Genomic DNA, 17,393 nt, shown 5'->3' on the forward strand with positions numbered 1-17,393 from the left:
TCTCGAATTTGCATATAAAGTTTATTATTTGGGACATTGCCTGGGCGCGACTCTTGGGTCTTTTGCGTGCGATCAGAGCGCGAATCCGTCTTTATTTCGGGCTCAACCACGACTTGCGTGTTCAGTTGCATCTCTCTCGAATTCCATTAATATGTAGCCTACCCGATTCATTCAAAATCATCATGAAGAAGCTCATCGTCTCCTCGGCTCTGTTTGCTGCATTGTCGTTCGCTTTCAACTTATCAGCTCAAACTTTACTGTCCCAATATACGCTGGACGGAATCGCAACGGATAGCGGTAGCGTGGGGGCGGATGGCGCCCTCTTTGGCGCTGCGTCTTATATCAATAATGCGCCTGGAATTTACAGCCAGTCGCTGGATGTTACCGGTGCGGCAAATAGCTATTTGGAGGCAAATGTCGGGAATGCCTACGAAGGCCTGACTCAAATGACAGTGACCGTGTGGGTCAACCTGCAGGGGACACCCTCGTCGAATGACCGCCTGGTATCTAATTTGACCACTTCGGATGGTGGTTCGACCTACGACGGGTTTGATCTGAGAATCAGTAATAGTAACAACCCGTCGTCGTTTCAGGCGAATTTCAACGTAGATGCCGCAACCGGTCCGGCAGCTTCGACCAGCAGTTACAACGCAAACAATACTTGGTCGTTTATTGCAGTTGTTTACGATGGTACGCTTGGTTCGAATCAGGTGTCCTTCTACTCCGGCAGCGAGAGTGCCAACGTAGGTTACCTTAACAGTAGTACTGAGGGCGGTGGCGGCTTGGACCTGAGTTCCATTCTGCGTATTGGTTCGACTGCGGCCTCCGGTTCAGATCGTACGCCGCCTGCTTACTTTAGCGATGTGCGTGTCTATGATGGTTTGCTGGATCTAGGTCAGCTGGAGTCCGTGCGCAGCAGTGCAATCCCAGAACCTGCCAGTGTGGCGCTCGTATTCGGGAGTTGCGTCTTCTTGTACGGACTTTTCCGCCGGAGACGCTTCTAGTCAGTCAGAGGTGGGGCGCTTTGTATTCAGTCTTGCCGGGTTGTAGCTAAAGTTTATGTTTTACGACATCGTGCCCGTTGATGTCGAACATTCCAAACTTGCGATTCCGTTGTCCGACTGGGCCAGTCTGACTTGTTCGTTGATCTGGATTTACGACGACGAAGTGCCAGCTTTCGGCTATCATCGGGAGGTTGTCGCGAATCAGGAAAGCGTGGTCTGGTTGATCCGCGATGGGGCAGCTCAAGTGCGTAGTGCGGGGAAGGAATGGAATTTGAGGGCGGGGGATTGGTTCTTTCTTCCGGATCACGACTACTGGCAGGATTTTTCCCCTCAGGCCCGTTTGCTCTCGATCCGTTTCAAGGCCAACTGGATTACCGGGGTGCCTCTATTCCGGCATGGCGACGGTTTCAGTTTGAAAGCGGAAGCGCATCACCGTCTGGAAACCGTGGCGGTGGCCCTGAACCGTTTTTTCAAACGGACGTTGCCACGGACGGACGGCTATCTGCGGGCGACTTCGGCGACGACGGACCAGTACCTGCATTTGCAGCAGCGCTTGATGACGTGGTTGCAGGTCTATGCGGAAACGCTCATGTCCGTGGGGCTTCAGCCGACGCGCTTGAGTCCGGTTGACCCTCGCATGCTACGTGTGGCACGGGATCTCGATAACTGGCCGTTGTCGGTCCCTCTGGATGAAGTTCAGCTGGCAGCACAGGCGAATCTCGGAGATCGGCAACTTTCCCGTCTATTCCAGCAGGAATTCGGGATGACTCCGAGCCGGTATTTTAACGGTCGCAAACTGAAATCCGCCCGAAGCGCCTTGGAGGCGCATGAAAGGAACATCAAGGAGATCGCGTACTCGCTCGGCTTTAAGTCGCTTTCCCACTTCTCGACCTGGTTCCGGAAGCAAACCGGTCGGTCTCCTCGTGCGTATCGAAAAAATCACTACGAATATCACCCTCGTGGGCGCCCGGTCTCGGCGGAGAAGGGCTAGTGCGAATCTATTACTGGCGATGCCTAGTAGCCGTCGCCTCCGTACATCGGTCCCCGGCAGGCGGCCGGATTGTTGCGGCGCAATTGCACCGGATCAATCTCGACCGGTCGGGAAACGAAAGCCCCGTCTTCGATTAACGGACTGCCGTTCTTTTCGAGGTAAGTGGCCAGAGCGGCCTTGAGTTCGGATTGCATGGCCGCATACGTGTCTTTGCCCGCGAGATTGCGAATGTCGTCCGGGTCCTGCTTGGTGTTGAATAGTTGCTCGATGCCGCCGGTCGCATAATAGACATACTTGAAGCCGTTTCCGACCGCCATGGCGCTTTCCGGGGTTTCCCCGAAGATATACTTGCGCTCCAGCGGGCGCAGCAGGGAACGGCCGTCCGATTGCGGGTCGGTTTCGACTCCGGCCAGGTCCAGAAAAGTGGGGCAGAGGTCGGCGGTCAGGACCGGGGTGCCGGAGGCGTTGGCTTCGAGGCGATCCCTCGCCTCGGCGGGGAGGCGCAGGATGAAAGGGACCCTCGCTGCCGATTCGAGGAAGCAATGCTTGGCGAAAATGCCATGATCGCCCAGGCATTCCCCGTGGTCGGAGGTAAAGGCGATCGCAGTGTCGCGGTCGAGTCCCTGTGATTTGAGGGCCCCGAAGAAACGGCCGAGCTGGTAGTCGATCTGCGACATTTGTCCGTAGTAGCGCCGTCTTGCTTCACGGATCGCTTCGGGCTGCAGGTAGTCGCATTTCGACATGTATCGCCTGGCGGTGAAAGTTGCGGGATAGCCGTCCTCACGCCAGTCGCCGATGGCCGGATCGGGGATCGTGAAATTGTCATACATCCGGTCGTAGGGGGGCGGGGGATCGAAGGGGCTGTGCGGGGCTTCGAAAATGATGAAGAGGAAAAAGGGCTGCTCCGGATCGCGCTGTTCCAGGTAACGGATGGCCTGATCGACGATCCAGGTGGTATGGTAGTAGCGTTCCTCGGTGGTGGCTGCCGTCGGATAGACTTCATTGCCTCCCAAGCCATGACCGCGGAAGGTGCCGCCCTGGCCTACATCCTCCAGCCACCAGAGGTAATCGTCGGGGTGCAGGCTGACGTGTTCGAAGCCGTAACGGGCGCGGTGCGCCGCGAAGTGCATTTTCCCGATGGCCTTGGTCTGGTAGCCCGCTTCACGGGCGAGTCGGGCCGGCAGGGTTTGAGATGAGACGATCTGGGGGGCCGTGCGTTCGTTGAAGTTCTTGACACAGCGGAGCTGCGAGCCGCTTTGGCCGGTCAACATCGTCATGCGCTGGGGCATACAAATGGGGCAGTCCGCATAGGCATGGGGGAAATGGACGCCTTCCCCCGCGAGTTGATTCAAGTGCGGGGTCATGACCGGATGCTGGTTCCGGTAGAGACCGAGGCAGTCGCCACGCCATTGGTCGGCAACGATGTAGATCAGATTGTGAGGTTTGGACATGGGATAAACCGGTTTTCCTAAGTGTACCCATTCTTCGTGCCCGGGCTACATTTGCCGAGCATACATGCATGTGTTCCAGCTCGAAAAACTTGTAAAATTTAAAGATATATGATCTGTAAAATGAATATCTTTTTCTACTCGAGAAGCAAATACCCAATGGAATGCCTGCATTATTCGAACTGGTGTGACTTGGATTCGAAGCTGCTTTGGATCTATGAGGGGGCTCCCGTGCTCAGTCGGGGCCGCTTTCGGAACCAGTTCCTTTCTGCCTGGTGCATCTGTGAGGGAAGCTTGCGGATTGGTGGCGCAGGCGGTCGACGGATTGAAGCCGGCAACTGGATCTTTGCGCCCCGCTCCCGGGAGCCCCGGGAGTTTTCCGAAGATGCGAAGATCATCTCGCTGAACTTCGCTCTCCGCTGGCCGGACGGGCGGATGTTGTTTAAATTTCCTGAAGCGATCGTGGTGCGGGAAGCGTGTGCTCCGGAGTTGGGGAAGGCTGCGCGCAGGTTATTGCGCTTTGTGCAGGAGCAGAAATTGCATGCCCGGGACATGATGCGCTACCAAATGCTCGGACTTTCCGCCTACATGCAGCTTGGACGGCTGTTTCAGCACTGGCTTTGTCAGTATGTTGACCTGATGGAGGCGCTCGGGCACGGCCCTGTGTTGTCCCGTCATTCCGACGAACGCATCCTCCGGCTGCAGGGGACGCTCGACCGGCACGCGCTGGATGTTCCGATTGATCTGCAGGGCTTGGCGGCCTCCGTCGGGCTTAGCTTTGGGCATGCCGATCACTTGTTCGCAGGAGCCTTTGGCATGACCATGCGGGCCTACTTTGACCGTCGTCGCCTCCTGGCGGCGGAGCACCGCCTACGCGAGGGGCTGGATCCGGTCAAACGGATCGCCTATGAGCTAGGATTCCAGGATGCGACCGCCTTCTCCCACTGGTTCAAGAAAAAGAGCGGCCTTTCTCCCCGAGCGTTCCGTAAAGCGGAGGTTTAGATCGGTTCGATCATGTCCAGCAATTCATCCAGCGAAGCGGTCGCCAGTCCGACGCAGGTGTCAGCCGAACCGTAGTAGATCTTCACCTCACCGTCGTCTTCCAGGATCATGCCACAGGGGAAGATCACGCTACCGCGAAAGCCTTCGACCTCATGTGGCAATTCCGGACGGATGAGCGGTTCCTTCGCGATTCCAATCACTTTGCTGGGGTCCTCCAGGTCGAGGAGAATCAGGCCGCCGTGGTAGATTTTCTTCCAGTTGTCATGCCAGGCGTAGAGGTCCGCTTCGACCTTCTCGACTGCATGGATGGTGCAGAGCCAGCCCTTGTCGGTCTTGATCGGCGGTGCGGCGGGGCCAATCTTGCAGTTGCTGTAAGGGACTTCCTCGCTGCCCAGGACGAGGCGCGTGTCGCCCCAGTAGCGCAGGTCCTTGGAACGGGAGGACCAGATTTCGAAGGCTTCGGGCTTGCCGCGTCCATAGATCGGGAAGGGGCGCTCCAGACGGATGTATTGGCCGTTCACCTTTTCCGGGAAGAGCACCATGTTGCGGTTGTCCGGCGTAGTGATGGACAGGCACTCGTAGTGCTTCCAATCGCTGGTCCGGGCGATGGCGCCGACCACCCCGTGGTTCGTGTCCATGGCGAGGCAGAACACGATCTCGTCGTCGAAAATGGAAATTCTCGGATCATAGACGCGGCGTATTTCCGCCGGCATGAGCCGAGCGGGAAACAGGTCGGCCCATTGTTCGCGGATTATCTCGGTGGTCAGGATCGGTTCCGGGTCGACTGTCCAATGGATCCCGTCCGGGCTTCGGGCGAGACCCAGGTTGGTGCCGCTGAACTGCGCCCGCTGGACATGTTGATAGTCATTGCGGAAGACCATCAGGTATTCCCCGTTGACTTTGGCGACACCGGCGTTGAAGACGCAGGACTTCGGCTTGTCCGCATTGAATGGTACTTGTTCTGCGACGAGGATGGGATGGGGGTGCTTCTTCATGACGATCTTTCGGCTGATTGGTAAAAGAAACAGGCTGACGACTCGGCCAGTTGGATCGAAGCCGGGCGGATTGAAGCTATTAAAGGACAGTTGGGCTAGCGCTTACCGGTCCAGTCTGGATCCTTGAAGCGGCTACGTTCCTTTTGAATGGCGGCTCCGTCAAAAAGGTGTCGCAGGTCTTCGGGTTGAGCCTGTTCCAAGCCGAGGGACGCAGCCAGGTTCGCGACGAATTCAAGCTGGAATGCGGTGTAGTCAAAATCCTCCGGCAAGGCCGAACGGTCCACTGAGCCCTGTAGCAGGAGGCCCTTGCGGTTGCGTTTCATGGCCGCTCCGGCCAGTTTGCGGCCATCGGCGAGGAGGACGTCGTTGGCCGCCGGTTCGGTAAAGCAGACCCCTGTTATCTTAGGGGGAAGGGGCGAGTCGCATTGGCGTGGGCAGGGGGCCAGTTGCGTGTCGACATCCTGATCCTGGGCGGCCTGGGCCAAGGCTCTGTGCACTCTCTCATACAATTCGGTTGCCGCGATGCGGGCAGCCCTCAGGGAGGACTCTATAATTAATGCGTAGGTCCAGTCGTTGCGATGGTCGACGATTCCGCCTCCGGTGATTCGCCGGCAGAGTACCATGTCTGGGGGGGCGAGTCCTTGTGCGGTCGCCAGGGCTTGCGCATAGCCGAACGTCATGGCCGGTTCGACCCATCCGTAATGCCGGAAGACGGCGGTCTTGCGGGGCAGGCTTTCGAGCAGGGAGGCATCGACCGCCATGTTGGTGGCGGCATCGCCGTAGGCATTCGGCAAAGTGATCAACATAGCCGGTGTCGTTTAGGAGCGTAAGGGTTCGATGCGGGTGAGTTCCTCCAGTTGCTCCTCAAATCCGACCGGCTGGGTCTTCAACTTGCTTACGATCGGGTGCAGATTGAAGGTCAGGTTGGAGGGCCGGCCGGCAAATGCCGGATCGTCCTGTTTGCAAACCGCTTCTATGGCGTCTTCCGGGAGGCCGAAATGCCGGAGGATGCGCTGGCCCATCTCGTAGCGGCTCAGCGTTTCCGATCCGGCCCAGTGAAAGATGCCGTGGAGGTCGCGCCGTTCTGTGAGCTCGAGCATGACCTCGGCGACATTGGAGGCTGCGGCCGGTTGCCGGATCTCGTCGGTAAACAGTTTGGGCCGCTCGCCGCGCCGGATCGCATCCAGTAATTTTTCATGTACGCTGCGCCGGCCCCGGGGGCTGTTACCCATGAGGATGGGGATGCGCAGGACCACCGGGTCTTCCGGGTTGTGCTCAAGGACTTCCCGTTCGGCCATCAGCTTGGTCTGACCGTAGAGGTCGGTCGGCATGGGCATGTCGGTGGAGCGGTAAGGTTCGGAGCTTTGGCCGTCGAAGACCATGTCCGTGGAAATATGGATCAGCCGTGCGCCGAGGTGGGTGGCGATTTGAGCCAGCTTGCGGGGCAGGGCGACATTGATCTTTTCGGCCAGGTCGGGCTGCTCCAGCACTTGGTCGGGCGAGGAGATGGCAGCACAATTGACGATCGCTTCGGGCCATTCCTCGAGGCAGAGCGAGGTCAGCCGGTCCAGCTCAAGGCCGTCGAGTTGGCGTGCACGCACATCGCCCGACAATTCGGGGACATGTTGATTGTAGAGTGCGATGACTGAATGGCCGCGACGCAGGGCGGCTTCAGCATAGGCATTTCCGAGCAATCCGGAGGCTCCGGTGAGTAGAATCTTCATAAGCGGCGGGGGCGGTTTTTGTTGCAATCGCTCAGGGAGGAAGCAAGTTCAAAGCGATTTTCAATGAACTACGCTGAACTTGCGAATGCTGGTGTGCTGGATCAACCGGTCTACGAACCGGGTAAGCCGATCGAATATGTTGCCCGTGAATACGGGTTAAAGCCGGAGGCGATTGCCAAGCTGGCCTCCAACGAGAACCCCTTCGGGCCTTCTCCCAAGGCGGTCGAGGCCATCCATGCCGCGGCGGCGCACAGCCATCTATATCCGGACGGTGGTTGCCTTGACCTGCGTCAGGCGATTGCTCGGGCACGTGGCCTGACGCCCGAGTCGATTGTGATCGGAAACGGGTCGAATGAGATTATCGAGCTTCTGGGGCATGCCTTTCTTCGTCCCGGAGTTGAGGTCGTGATGGGGACCCAAGCCTTTATTGTGTATAAGCTGGTCGCCAAGCTCTTTGGCGCGACCCCGGTGGAGGTCCCGATGAAGGACTTTGCGCATGACCTGAAGGCCATGCGGGCTGCCGTGACGGAGCGGACACGTTTGCTTTTTGTCGCCAGCCCGAACAATCCGACCGGGATCGCGAACCAGGAAGGCGAGTTGCTCGATTTGGCGGCCTCGCTGCCTGAACATGTCATTTTTTGCTTTGACGAGGCCTATGCGGAATATCTGGAGACCGCGCCGGATTTGCGTGCGGCCATCGAGGCGGGACACAAGGTGATCGGCATGCGGACCTTCTCGAAAATATACGGTTTGGGAGGCCTGCGTGTCGGGTACGGTTATGGTGATCCGGAATTGATCGCCTTGCTGCAACGCGTGCGCCAGCCGTTCAACGTCAACTCTCTGGCTCAAGCCGCAGCGCTGGCTGCGCTGGGTGACGACGCATTTGTCAGTTCTTGCCGTCGTTCCAACGAGGTCGGTCGGGAGCAACTCGTTGCCGGTTTGGAGGCACTGGGGTATCGTGTATGGGGCGGTCAGGCAAACTTTGTGCTCTGTCAGATCGGTAATGGACTCCAGGCATTCCAGGCCTTGCAAGCGGAGGGGATCATCGTACGACCCCTGGCACCCTACGGCATGCCTGAATTTGTCCGCATCACAATCGGAACTCCGGCTGAAAATGAACGTTTGCTCGAAGCCGTGGGCCGGTATGCCCGAGCTCCGATTGAAGAAGGCGTCGGATGAATGACCTTTGGTTGAACCTGAGCATCTCGCTGGGCGCTGTTTCGCTCATGCTGATCCTGCACGCGTTTCTCGTACTCTTCGAAATCAGCATGGTCAAGATCCGCTACGGCGAGGTGGGGGACGAGGTGGTCGCCCAGCTGAAAAGCCGTCCGGCGTTGGCCAGATTGATGGACAACGGGGACCGGACCGGGCGATTGGTGCGGTTCAGCAAGACCATCTGCACGGTGGCGGTCGGCTTGCTCTTGCTGCCGCTGGTGAGTGACCTTCTTAGCCTGCTGGATCCGGGGGGCGTGCCCGGACGCTGGCTCGTGGTCCTGCTCTCCTTTGTCCTCGCCGTGACGGTGCACTTTTTCTTTGCCGAGATTTTTCCCCGAGGCCTGGCCATGCGTGATCCGGCCAAGGGGCTGCTGAGCTCCTACCGGGTGCTGCTGGTCTTTCAGGTATTTGTTTTTCCGGCCATGCTCTTTTTTCGGCGCTTCAAGCAACTGTTGTTCAAGCGTCTCGGGGTGGATGTCGAAGATGAGCTGAATCCGCTGGATGTGGACGTACAGATCCGGGCCATGGGAGAGGAGAGTCAGGACCTCGGGGCGGTGGTGCGAGGCATTATGTCCCGCACGATCCAGATGCACGAACTCGTGGTGCAGGATATCCTCTTACCCCGCAGCCAGGTGGTGATCTATGATCTGGATGAAGGCCTCGAGGTGAATCTGGAGCGGATGAAACGCGCCGGACACACCCGCTTCCCCTTGTGTCGCGGGGACCTGGATGAGTGTGTCGGTATCATTCATATCAAGGACATCTTCCGATCCCAGGTGCCGACCGCCGAGATTGACCCGCTGAAACTGAAGCGTACGGTTGCGGTCTTTCAGCTGGAAACCCCGGTGGAGGAGGCTCTGGAACGAATGCTGCGGGCCAAGTTCCACATGGCGCTGGTGGTAGACGAGTTCGGCGGTGTGGTCGGGGTTGTCACACTCGAGAGCATTCTGGAGGAACTGGTCGGGGAAATTCAAGACGAGTTCGACAGCGAGGAGGAGCAAATCATTTCGCTCAAGCAGGAGAACGCCTATAAGATTTCCGGACTCACCCCGATTCATGACATTGAGGAGCGGCTCGAAATCGAAATCGAAAACGATGAAGTCTCGACCTTCGGTGGCCTGATTACTGCCGAGATCGGCCGAATCCCCGAGCGGGGAGAGGTCATTGAAGCCTACGGAATGAAGATCCGTGTGGATGAGGTGAATGACCGCCGGGTGATTTCGACCACGGTGGAACTCAAGCCGGAAGCGGAAGAGAGCTAAGCCCTGTAATCGTGCTTAGATTGTTTCCTTGGCGGCGGCTGTCAGGTTCCGGTTGGCGGGAAGCGATTGGGTCTGCTCGCGCAGCAGTGCGCCCAGTTCCAGCAGCAGGCTTTCGCGGTCCGGTGTGAAGATGAAGAGGTCGCTGCCCAGTTTCTGGTAGGCGTCGGCCAGTAGGTTGAGTTCGGGGCGGCGCATCTGGAGCAGCCGGCTGATCAGCTTGTTGAGGTTTTCCGTGTTGCCCAGTTCCAAGTTGATGCGGACCAGCTCAGTGAGAATCTTCTGGTTGCTTGGGGAGTTTTGATAAGCCACCGAGAGAACCTTGTGGGCCTGCTGGTAACGGTCGATATTCACAAAACGGCGTGACACGGCTAGGTAGGTGGAGGGCTGGTTGCGCTTTTCCTCGATGAAGTTTTGCAAGTAGATTTCACCTAGGTCCGGACGGTTGATGCCGTAGGAGGCGACCGCCCGCAAGCTGCTGAAGATGGCCCAGCGATCGCTTAACCAGTCCGGCTTTTCCTTCAGGAGTTCTTCCGCAAAGGCAAGGGCGCCGGGGTAGTCCTTGCTGACCAGGTGCGCCTCAATGAGCAGCAGGGCGAAGGCGTCGATGGAAAATTCGTTTTCGAGGGCTTCCTCGTAGGTGCGGCGGGCAAGCTCGATATTGCCGGTGTCGGCGGCAAAGTTGGCCAGCGACTGCAGGGCCGGCTCATCCTCGCGGAATTGCTTGAGCATACGCTTGGTTTCACGCTCCTCGCGTTCCGTATCCCCTGACTTGTTGTAGATGTAGAGCAGTTCCAGGCGCGGGGCCGGACTGAGCGGGTCTTTCACGTTGCGCAGGATGGCGTAGCGGCGGGCCGAGTCGATGTCGCCCATTTCACGGTAATAACGGCTCAATTGCATGAGCAGGGCTTCGGAGTTGGGGAATTTGCGCACCGATTCCTCCAACTTGCTGATGGCGGCCAGCTGGTTGCCGCGCTCCCAGCTGATCTGGGCGGAGAGAATGATGCCTTCAAGCGCTTCATTGAGCTTGTAGTTGATTAGATAGTCGTCCGCCCGGTCGTAGTTGCCCCGCAGGAAGTTGGCGTTGGCAGCCCCGAAGGCGATGGTGCGGTTCAGGTCCGTCATTTCCGGCTCCTTCGGCAGGTATTCGTCGGCCAGTTCCTGGATCTTGGCATCCATCTGGTGGCGCAGCAGGATGCGCAGGGTCACTTTCAGGTAGTCGAGGTCTTCGATCCCGCCCTTTTTCAGGCCTTCGAGCATCATGTCGGCGGCCAGATCCGGCCGCTTGAAAGCGACCTCGTAGATACCGGCCAGCACCGTGCGGCCTTCCAGGTTGCCGGGCGCGCGTGCAACGCCAAGGCGGAGGAGGCGCAGGGCATCGCGGAAGTCCTCTTCCTTCAGGCGCTGCAGGCCCTTTTCGACGTGGTAGTTCCCCATTTCCTGGCGGTGCTCATCCATGCGGAAGGGCAGTAGCAGCATGTTTTTGTAGGAGACCGTGTCGAAATCCTTACGGAGTTTAAAATTGAAGTAGAGGGCGGTGGAAACACTCACCCAGGCGCCAACGAAAAGCAGGAGGAAGGTGGCAAACAGACGCCCCCAGCGGATTTGGATTTCCACCCGTCCGTCCGCACCCCGACGCTGCACCACATAGCCCAGGAGGGCCGTTTTTTCACGTATGATTGGGTTTTTGCTTCTCGGGTTCGGCTTCTTCATTGCAGGGTGGTCAAAGTAGTTTTTCTATTGGAACAGTTATCCTGTGCTGTCTTAATTTGGGCTCTGAGCCAAGCTAAAATAGTGACTGCGCTTTCAGTGTTGCAGTTCCTTGTGAATCGTCTTTAAGTCGTAACATAGTTTTTCGTTGCGAGCCCCGCCAAAAGCACTTTATTCACTTATCTCTTAACAGAATTATCCAGTTCTTATGCAATCAAGTTACCAGATTCTCTTACCTCTTGCCGCCGCAACCCTTGCGATGCCTTTGAGCCAGCAGGCGGCACCTCTGGTGTCTATCGGAGACAACGCAGACCTTTTCTTCAACGGTTCCTCCAGCATCCGCTGGATGTCCAACGTCTTCCGTGATGACGAGAATGAGCATGAGGACTTTATCTACACTTTGTCGCCCGGCTTTGAGTTGAATATCGGCCGTGGCATGTCCAACACGAATTTTGCCATCATCACCCGTTACGATATCATCCGGTATGATGATCGCGACGACCTCAACGGTGAGGAGTTCCACATCAAGGCGGTCGGTTCTTACCGTTCCAGCCGTTTGGATCTCTCCGGTTCGGCCAGCTTCGACGAAGAGCAGTCTTCTCCCGGTGAAAGCGAGTCCACGAAGGATCTGGATGACCTGATTGAGTCGGACAATTACCGTGCCAGCCTTCAGGGCGAGTACCGCCTCTCCCCGAAGTTCAGCATCGGTTCCGGCGTTCATTACTCGGACAAGCAGTACACCACCTACGAAGACCGCTTTGCAGACCGTGAAACCTTCACCGTTCCGGTGGATGTCTACTACGAGTTGACCCCGAAGGTCGACCTGAGTGCCGGTTACAGCTACAGCCACACTTCGGTTGAAGAGATCTATTATGACAACGGCATCTATATCGGTGACTATGACACCGCATCTCATTTCTTCAATGTCGGTGCCCGTGGCATGCTGCTGCCCAAGCTGAATGGTTTCTTTAAAGTCGGTTACCGTTTGCAGGATTCGGATGATTCCGTCATTGGCTTGTACAACGCCAGCAAGCAGGTCTTTCCGTATGACAAAACCAACCGTGGCGACAACGGCATGCTTGGTCTGGATCTCGACCTGACCTGGAATGCCACTCCGAAGGTGACCGTGGTCGGCCGTGCTTCCCGCGACTTCGGTGTCGGTGGCGAAGGTCAAAACACGGAGGTTACGAGCTTCAGCTTGAATGGCTCCTATGCGATCAATTCGAATTTCTCCGCCAGCGCGAATGCCGGTTACACCCTGCGTGACTATGAAACCGACCGCGAAGACGATCAATACCGTCTGGGGGCCCGTCTGAGTTACCGTCCGAATCAATTCTGGAACTTCAGTACCGGTTACTCCTATGTGGAGAATGATTCGAATCTGTCCGGTGCGGACTATCAGAACCACATCATCGACCTGACTGCATCGCTCCGCTACTAATTTTTGAACAGAACCCCGTATTTACGGTCAAAGTGCCTCTACTCAGAGGCATTTTTACTTTATGAAGACCTTATTGACCACTTGCGTTCTCGCCCTCCAGTTTCTTGCCACCGCCCTGTTGGCTCAGGATTCCGTTTCTGATTTCTCCGCACCGTCATCCGGAGGCGGGGGTACGGGGTCCGGTCTGGGCATGGTCGTGGGCGAAAATTATATCCTGAAACCATCCGATGTGATTCAGGTCAATGTGTACCAGGAGCCGGACCTTGAAAAGCAAGTCCGGATCGAAGCGGACGGTACCGTGACCTTGGCTCTGATCGAAAAGGTTAAGATTTCCGGGATGACGGTGGCTGAGGCCCAGACCCTGATTACGGACCTCTACAACCGGGACTATCTGGTCAATCCGCAGATTTCCGTATTGGTGGTTTCTTTCTCGCCCAAGGTCGTGACGATTCTTGGCAGCGTAAACCGCCCCGGGGTGGTTTACATGCCGCCGGACCGTGACCTGACCCTGACCGAGGCGATCGCTCAAGTCAATGGGATCAGCCGTTTGGGCAACCCCAAGTCCATCACGATCAAGCGTGTCAGTGACGACGGCCGCGCCCAGCAGTGGGAAGTGAATTTCAGCCGAATCGTGACGGATCCGAAGGTAAAAGACATTATTCTACAAGAGGGTGACACCGTTTGGGTCCCCGAACGTGTTATCTAATCTTAAGCAATTATAGTATGAAGAACGAGTATGTGAGGGGTGGCCCCGACCCGAATGCTGGCGGATATGGCTATGGTGGCGGCTATGGCGGCTACGGCTATGGTGGCTACGGTTATGGTTCTTATGGCGGCTATGAAGGTGGTGGCGGCGGAGGCGGACCCCAGCGGTCTGTTAAGGACTACTTTCTGATGTTCCGTGAGCGTATCTGGTACTTGGTGGTGGCCTTTTTCATTATCTTTTCCGGATCGATCCTCTATACCTTTAACAAGACCAAGGTTTATACCGCCTACGCGACCGTCCAGTTGCTTCGTGACGACCCTTCCGCGCTGGGCAACTTGTCGGATGCCGACCAGATGTTCCAGATCCGCTCGGCAGAGGATTTGAACACGCAGATCAGTGTTTTCGAGAGTTCCAAGATCATTGTCGGGGTGGAGCAGCGCCTGCAGGACGAGGATCGTGAGCGCTTCATGGCTCCCTATACGGACGCATTGAGTCTTCGTGGTCCGATGACTCCCACGGAAGTGCTGGGTAAAAACCGTAAGATTCTCCCGCGCCGCATGAGCCTGATGGTCAATGTGGCTTACACGCACCCGGACCCGATCATCGCCGCCAAGGTCGCGAACCTCTTTGCCGAGGAATTCATCAACCAGAACCTGACGATGAATATCGACGGTGCGATGAAGAATGTGGAAGACCTCCGGATCCGTGCGGATCAGCAGCGGGCACGTGTCGAGGAGCTTGAGTTCAAGCTGGCTGAGTACCGGGAACAGAAGAAGGCCGTCTCGCTCGACAGTCGTGAAGATATCGCGCGTGAGCAGCTTGCCAGCCTGAATTCGATCAAGACGACGGCGAAGAACGCCTACGACCAGCTTGAGACCAAATGGAACCTGATCGAGACCTATCGCCGGGAGGGCAAGGACCTGTGGGAGCTGACCTTTATCTCTGAGCAACCGCGCGTGGCAACCCTCCTTGAGCGTATCACCCAATCCCGCATCGAGATTTCGACATTGGGCAAGCGTTATCGTGAAAAGCACCCGGCTATGGTGCAGCTGATACAGTCGCTGCAGGAGTCGGAGAATGAGTTGGGTGCTGCGGTCCAGAACGCGGTTGATAAGATTTACGCCAGCTACCTGGAGGCAAAGAGCAATTTCGAGGTCGCCAGCCAGCGTCTGGCTGAGAAGGAGCAGGAGATGATCGAGCTGAGTAAGACGCGCGTCGAATTCAACTCCCTGCTTCGTGAGTTGGATGTCCAGCAGGGCTTCCTGCAGGCACTGGTTTCCCGGATGACTCAGGAAAAAGCCCAGGTCAACCTGAAGAATCCGAACGCCCGTATTGTTGACGAAGCCTTTCCTCCGCCGGAAGACCGTCCGTCCTCCCCGAACGTGCTGATGAACCTTGCGGCCGGTGTCTTCGGCGGCTTGGCTGTCGGTGTCGGCCTGGTCTTCGTCGTGGCCTTCCTTGATGACCGCGTGAAAAGTGCTTTCGATATCGAAGGTGCGATCGGACTTCCGCTGTTGGGCGTGGTTCCGCGTATCAAGAAAATGGATTCGACGTCCAAGGCGCAGGCGGTGGCTTCCAATGTGGACCGTCACGTCACCGAGACTTTCCGTTCCATCCATTCATCCATGAAGCTTCATGATGAAAGTAAGAATGCGAAGATCATCGTCGTGACCAGTACGGTGCCCGGTGAAGGTAAGTCCTTTGTCAGCTCGAATACCGCGCTGACTTTTGCCAACCACGGTGAGAAAACGCTGCTGCTGGACGGTGACTTGCGCCTCCCGAATGTGGCCCGTTCGCTCCAGTTGGAGAATGACCGGGGGGTTCTGGATTACGTCGAAAAGGGGGTCGACCTCGATGAGCTGATCATCAGTGAGGTCTATCCGAACCTCGACGTCATGCCGACCGGCGGTAAGTCAAAGAATCCGACCCAGGTCCTGAATAATCCGAAGTTGGAGGCGATGTTTGCCGAACTGCGTGATCGCTACGACCGTATCATTGTCGACTCGCCGCCCCTGGCTGCTGTCAGTGACGCGCTCAACCTGCTTCCGATGGTCGATGGCGTGATCTACGTGATCAAGTTCAATACGGTGAAGCGGAAGACCGCCATGGTCAATGTGCGCCGCCTCTGGGAGTCGAATACGCCCGTGTTTGGCGCGATCCTGAACAATATCACAAGCTCGCTCTCCAGCTACTACTACTCGCACTACTCCGATAACAAGTACAAGGACTACTATATCAGTGCGGGGGATGACTTCGAGGAGACCTACGCCGAAGATGAGACTGAGCCTGAACGGTTGAATCGCTAGACTCTTTCAGAAACAAAGGCCCGGAACTTCCGGGCCTTTTTGTTGCCCGGCGACTACTTGGCTGCTGCCCGTTTCAGGCGGTCATTGATGCTGCGTCCGAGTCCTTCGTCGACGGCGGCTTCGATGAAGATCTCTTTAAAGTCCATCGCATCGAGTCGGTGGAGTAGGCTGTACAAGTGTTTTGCCTGTTCCGCCAGATTGCCGTCCTCGGACAGCCAGTAGACGGCACCGGTTGGATGATCCCTATCCGGTCGGCGGTTCAGGATGAGAGCGGTCTGGTTCCCACTCAGCAGTTCGAAGATGCGGTCATGCGCTGAGCCGTGCTCGAGGAGTGTCACCCGGGTGCGGGGACTGTAATGTTTTTCGAGAGTACCGGGGGCGGCTTGAGCGCTTCGCTGATTTGTTTTCGCTGGCAAGCGCACCGGACTGCCCAGCGTTTCGGAAATACTTTCGGGAGAGATCGGACCATAGCGCAGGATGGCGGGAGTTTCCGGGGTGCGCAGGTCGACGATGGTCGATTCCACCCCATGCTGGCATTCGCCACCGTCGAGAGTGGCGGCTATCTTGTGTCCCAGGTGAAGGTCGACATGTGCCGCGGTAGTCGGACTGATATAGCTGAAAGGGTTGGCGGAGGGGGCTGCGACTGGAAAATCGAGGCGTTCCAAGAGCGCGCGGAAGACTGGATGCGCGGGGCAGCGGATTGCCACGCTGGGCAAACCTGCGGTTACGATGTCAGGGATGATTGCCTTCTTGGGCAATACCAGGGTGAGCGGGCCCGGCCAGAAGCGGGCGGCCAGGGCTTCTGCAGCCGGATTCAGCGCTGCATACTTCCGGGCGGCTTCCAGGCTGGGCACATGCACGATCAGCGGGTCGATCAAGGGGCGTCCCTTGACCGTGAAGATTTTACGGACTGCATCCTCGCGGCTGGCGTCACCCGCCAGTCCGTACACTGTCTCCGTCGGGACGCCCACCAGCTCGCCGGCTTCCAAATGACGGGCGCAGCGCTCCAGGTTGGCTTCCTCCGGGGATAGGATTCTGGACGTGGACGACATACTCGGCTGCATACAATAAAAAATCCTTCCCCTGGCGAGGAAGGATTGTCGAAATCTCTACGCTGATCAAACTACTTCATCGTCAGCATGTTACGAGCCTGCTTGATGCGGTTCGTGATGCGACGCTGATGCTTGGCAGAAAGACCGGTAACTTTGCGCGGGAGAATCTTGCCCGTTTCAGTAACAAAGCGGGACAGCTGCTCAACATCCGAGAAACTGTAGTCCATCGGGTTGAGGGAGCGATTGGGTTTGTTGTTCTCTGTGCTCATGAAGCGCGCAAAAGTAGGCTTTTCGCCTTCTGGTGCAAGTAAAATAATCGCTCAAATTTCCCACTCACTGGGGGCACTTTTTCCGTCTGGATTGAGTCTTTTCTTGAATGCAGGAAAGCGCCGGCTAGCGTGAGCCTCGCTTCTGTCCCCATAGTTCAATGGATAGAACCGCAGTTTCCATCTCGGCTATTTTTTGTTGTTCATAGTCGTTAAAAATCAGCAACTTGTGCAACAATGAACGTTGACAACCCAAAGCGCATTTTGGAATATT

The 17,393-nt window shown here is 57.0% G+C and carries 15 protein-coding genes; 8 read left to right on the plus strand and 7 right to left on the minus strand.

What is annotated here, in order from left to right; all coding sequences use genetic code 11:
- The first annotated feature begins 182 nt into the window (after positions 1–182).
- Together O2597_RS15520 and O2597_RS15525 are read left to right on the plus strand one after the other, a co-directional pair.
- A complete protein-coding gene (locus tag O2597_RS15520) occupies positions 183–1,004 on the plus strand; it encodes a LamG-like jellyroll fold domain-containing protein (protein WP_269526325.1) in 822 nt (273 codons plus the stop codon).
- 55 nt (positions 1,005–1,059) lie between these two features.
- Complete coding sequence (locus tag O2597_RS15525; protein ID WP_269526327.1) at positions 1,060–1,995, plus strand: helix-turn-helix transcriptional regulator; 936 nt, start codon at positions 1,060–1,062, stop codon at positions 1,993–1,995.
- A gap of 23 nt (positions 1,996–2,018) precedes the next feature.
- Here O2597_RS15525 and O2597_RS15530 read toward each other — a convergent pair whose 3' ends face one another.
- Positions 2,019–3,446, minus strand: a complete 1,428-nt coding sequence (locus tag O2597_RS15530; RefSeq protein WP_269526329.1) for a sulfatase-like hydrolase/transferase — start codon at positions 3,444–3,446, stop codon at positions 2,019–2,021.
- A 156-nt stretch (positions 3,447–3,602) separates the two neighbouring features.
- Here O2597_RS15530 and O2597_RS15535 point away from each other — a divergent pair, with 156 nt between their 5' ends.
- Positions 3,603–4,445 carry a helix-turn-helix domain-containing protein gene (locus O2597_RS15535; protein WP_269526330.1) on the plus strand — a complete coding sequence of 281 codons (843 nt, stop codon included), beginning with the start codon at positions 3,603–3,605 and terminating at the stop codon, positions 4,443–4,445.
- Here O2597_RS15535 and O2597_RS15540 read toward each other — a convergent pair.
- From O2597_RS15540 to O2597_RS15550, 3 genes are all read right to left on the minus strand, one after another.
- Positions 4,442–5,440: a glycoside hydrolase family 130 protein gene (locus O2597_RS15540; protein WP_269526331.1), complete on the minus strand. Its 999-nt coding sequence runs from the start codon at positions 5,438–5,440 to the stop codon at positions 4,442–4,444. The genes O2597_RS15535 and O2597_RS15540 overlap by 4 nt on opposite strands.
- Before the next feature lie 95 nt (positions 5,441–5,535).
- Positions 5,536–6,246 (minus strand): lipoyl protein ligase domain-containing protein, encoded by a 711-nt coding sequence (locus O2597_RS15545; protein WP_269526333.1) that lies wholly within the window; start codon positions 6,244–6,246, stop codon positions 5,536–5,538.
- Positions 6,247–6,258: 12 nt separating this feature from the next.
- Positions 6,259–7,164 (minus strand): SDR family oxidoreductase, encoded by a 906-nt coding sequence (locus O2597_RS15550; protein ID WP_269526335.1) that lies wholly within the window; start codon positions 7,162–7,164, stop codon positions 6,259–6,261.
- Between the two features lie 63 nt (positions 7,165–7,227).
- Here O2597_RS15550 and hisC point away from each other — a divergent pair, with 63 nt between their 5' ends.
- Positions 7,228–8,343 carry a histidinol-phosphate transaminase gene (hisC, locus tag O2597_RS15555; RefSeq protein ID WP_269526337.1) on the plus strand — a complete coding sequence of 372 codons (1,116 nt, stop codon included), beginning with the start codon at positions 7,228–7,230 and terminating at the stop codon, positions 8,341–8,343.
- A complete protein-coding gene (locus O2597_RS15560; protein ID WP_269526338.1) occupies positions 8,340–9,641 on the plus strand; it encodes a hemolysin family protein in 1,302 nt (433 codons plus the stop codon). Before hisC ends, O2597_RS15560 begins: the two co-directional genes overlap by 4 nt.
- A gap of 15 nt (positions 9,642–9,656) precedes the next feature.
- On the opposite strand, the gene O2597_RS15565 is transcribed toward O2597_RS15560, so the two are convergent.
- Positions 9,657–11,351: a tetratricopeptide repeat protein gene (locus O2597_RS15565; RefSeq protein ID WP_269526339.1), complete on the minus strand. Its 1,695-nt coding sequence runs from the start codon at positions 11,349–11,351 to the stop codon at positions 9,657–9,659.
- A gap of 205 nt (positions 11,352–11,556) precedes the next feature.
- On the opposite strand from O2597_RS15565, the gene O2597_RS15570 reads away from it, so the two are divergent.
- The 3 genes from O2597_RS15570 to O2597_RS15580 all read left to right on the plus strand — a co-directional run bounded on the left by O2597_RS15570 (position 11,557) and on the right by O2597_RS15580 (position 15,801).
- Complete coding sequence (locus O2597_RS15570; RefSeq protein WP_269526341.1) at positions 11,557–12,789, plus strand: outer membrane beta-barrel protein; 1,233 nt, start codon at positions 11,557–11,559, stop codon at positions 12,787–12,789.
- 61 nt (positions 12,790–12,850) lie between these two features.
- Positions 12,851–13,495: a polysaccharide biosynthesis/export family protein gene (locus O2597_RS15575; RefSeq protein ID WP_269526342.1), complete on the plus strand. Its 645-nt coding sequence runs from the start codon at positions 12,851–12,853 to the stop codon at positions 13,493–13,495.
- A 17-nt stretch (positions 13,496–13,512) separates the two neighbouring features.
- Positions 13,513–15,801, plus strand: coding sequence for a GumC family protein (locus O2597_RS15580; RefSeq protein ID WP_269526343.1), 2,289 nt, complete (start codon positions 13,513–13,515; stop codon positions 15,799–15,801).
- Between the two features lie 53 nt (positions 15,802–15,854).
- Here O2597_RS15580 and O2597_RS15585 read toward each other — a convergent pair whose 3' ends face one another.
- A complete protein-coding gene (locus tag O2597_RS15585) occupies positions 15,855–16,853 on the minus strand; it encodes an L-threonylcarbamoyladenylate synthase (protein WP_269526344.1) in 999 nt (332 codons plus the stop codon).
- Between the two features lie 71 nt (positions 16,854–16,924).
- The gene (gene rpsR, locus O2597_RS15590) at positions 16,925–17,122 is read right to left on the minus strand and encodes a 30S ribosomal protein S18 (RefSeq protein WP_269526346.1); all 198 of its coding nucleotides are present in this window, start codon (positions 17,120–17,122) and stop codon (positions 16,925–16,927) included.
- Positions 17,123–17,393 lie beyond the last annotated feature (271 nt).

This window comes from Coraliomargarita parva, from assembly GCF_027257905.1.
In the GTDB taxonomy this organism is placed as follows: Bacteria; Verrucomicrobiota; Verrucomicrobiia; order Opitutales; family Coraliomargaritaceae; genus Coraliomargarita_A; species Coraliomargarita_A parva.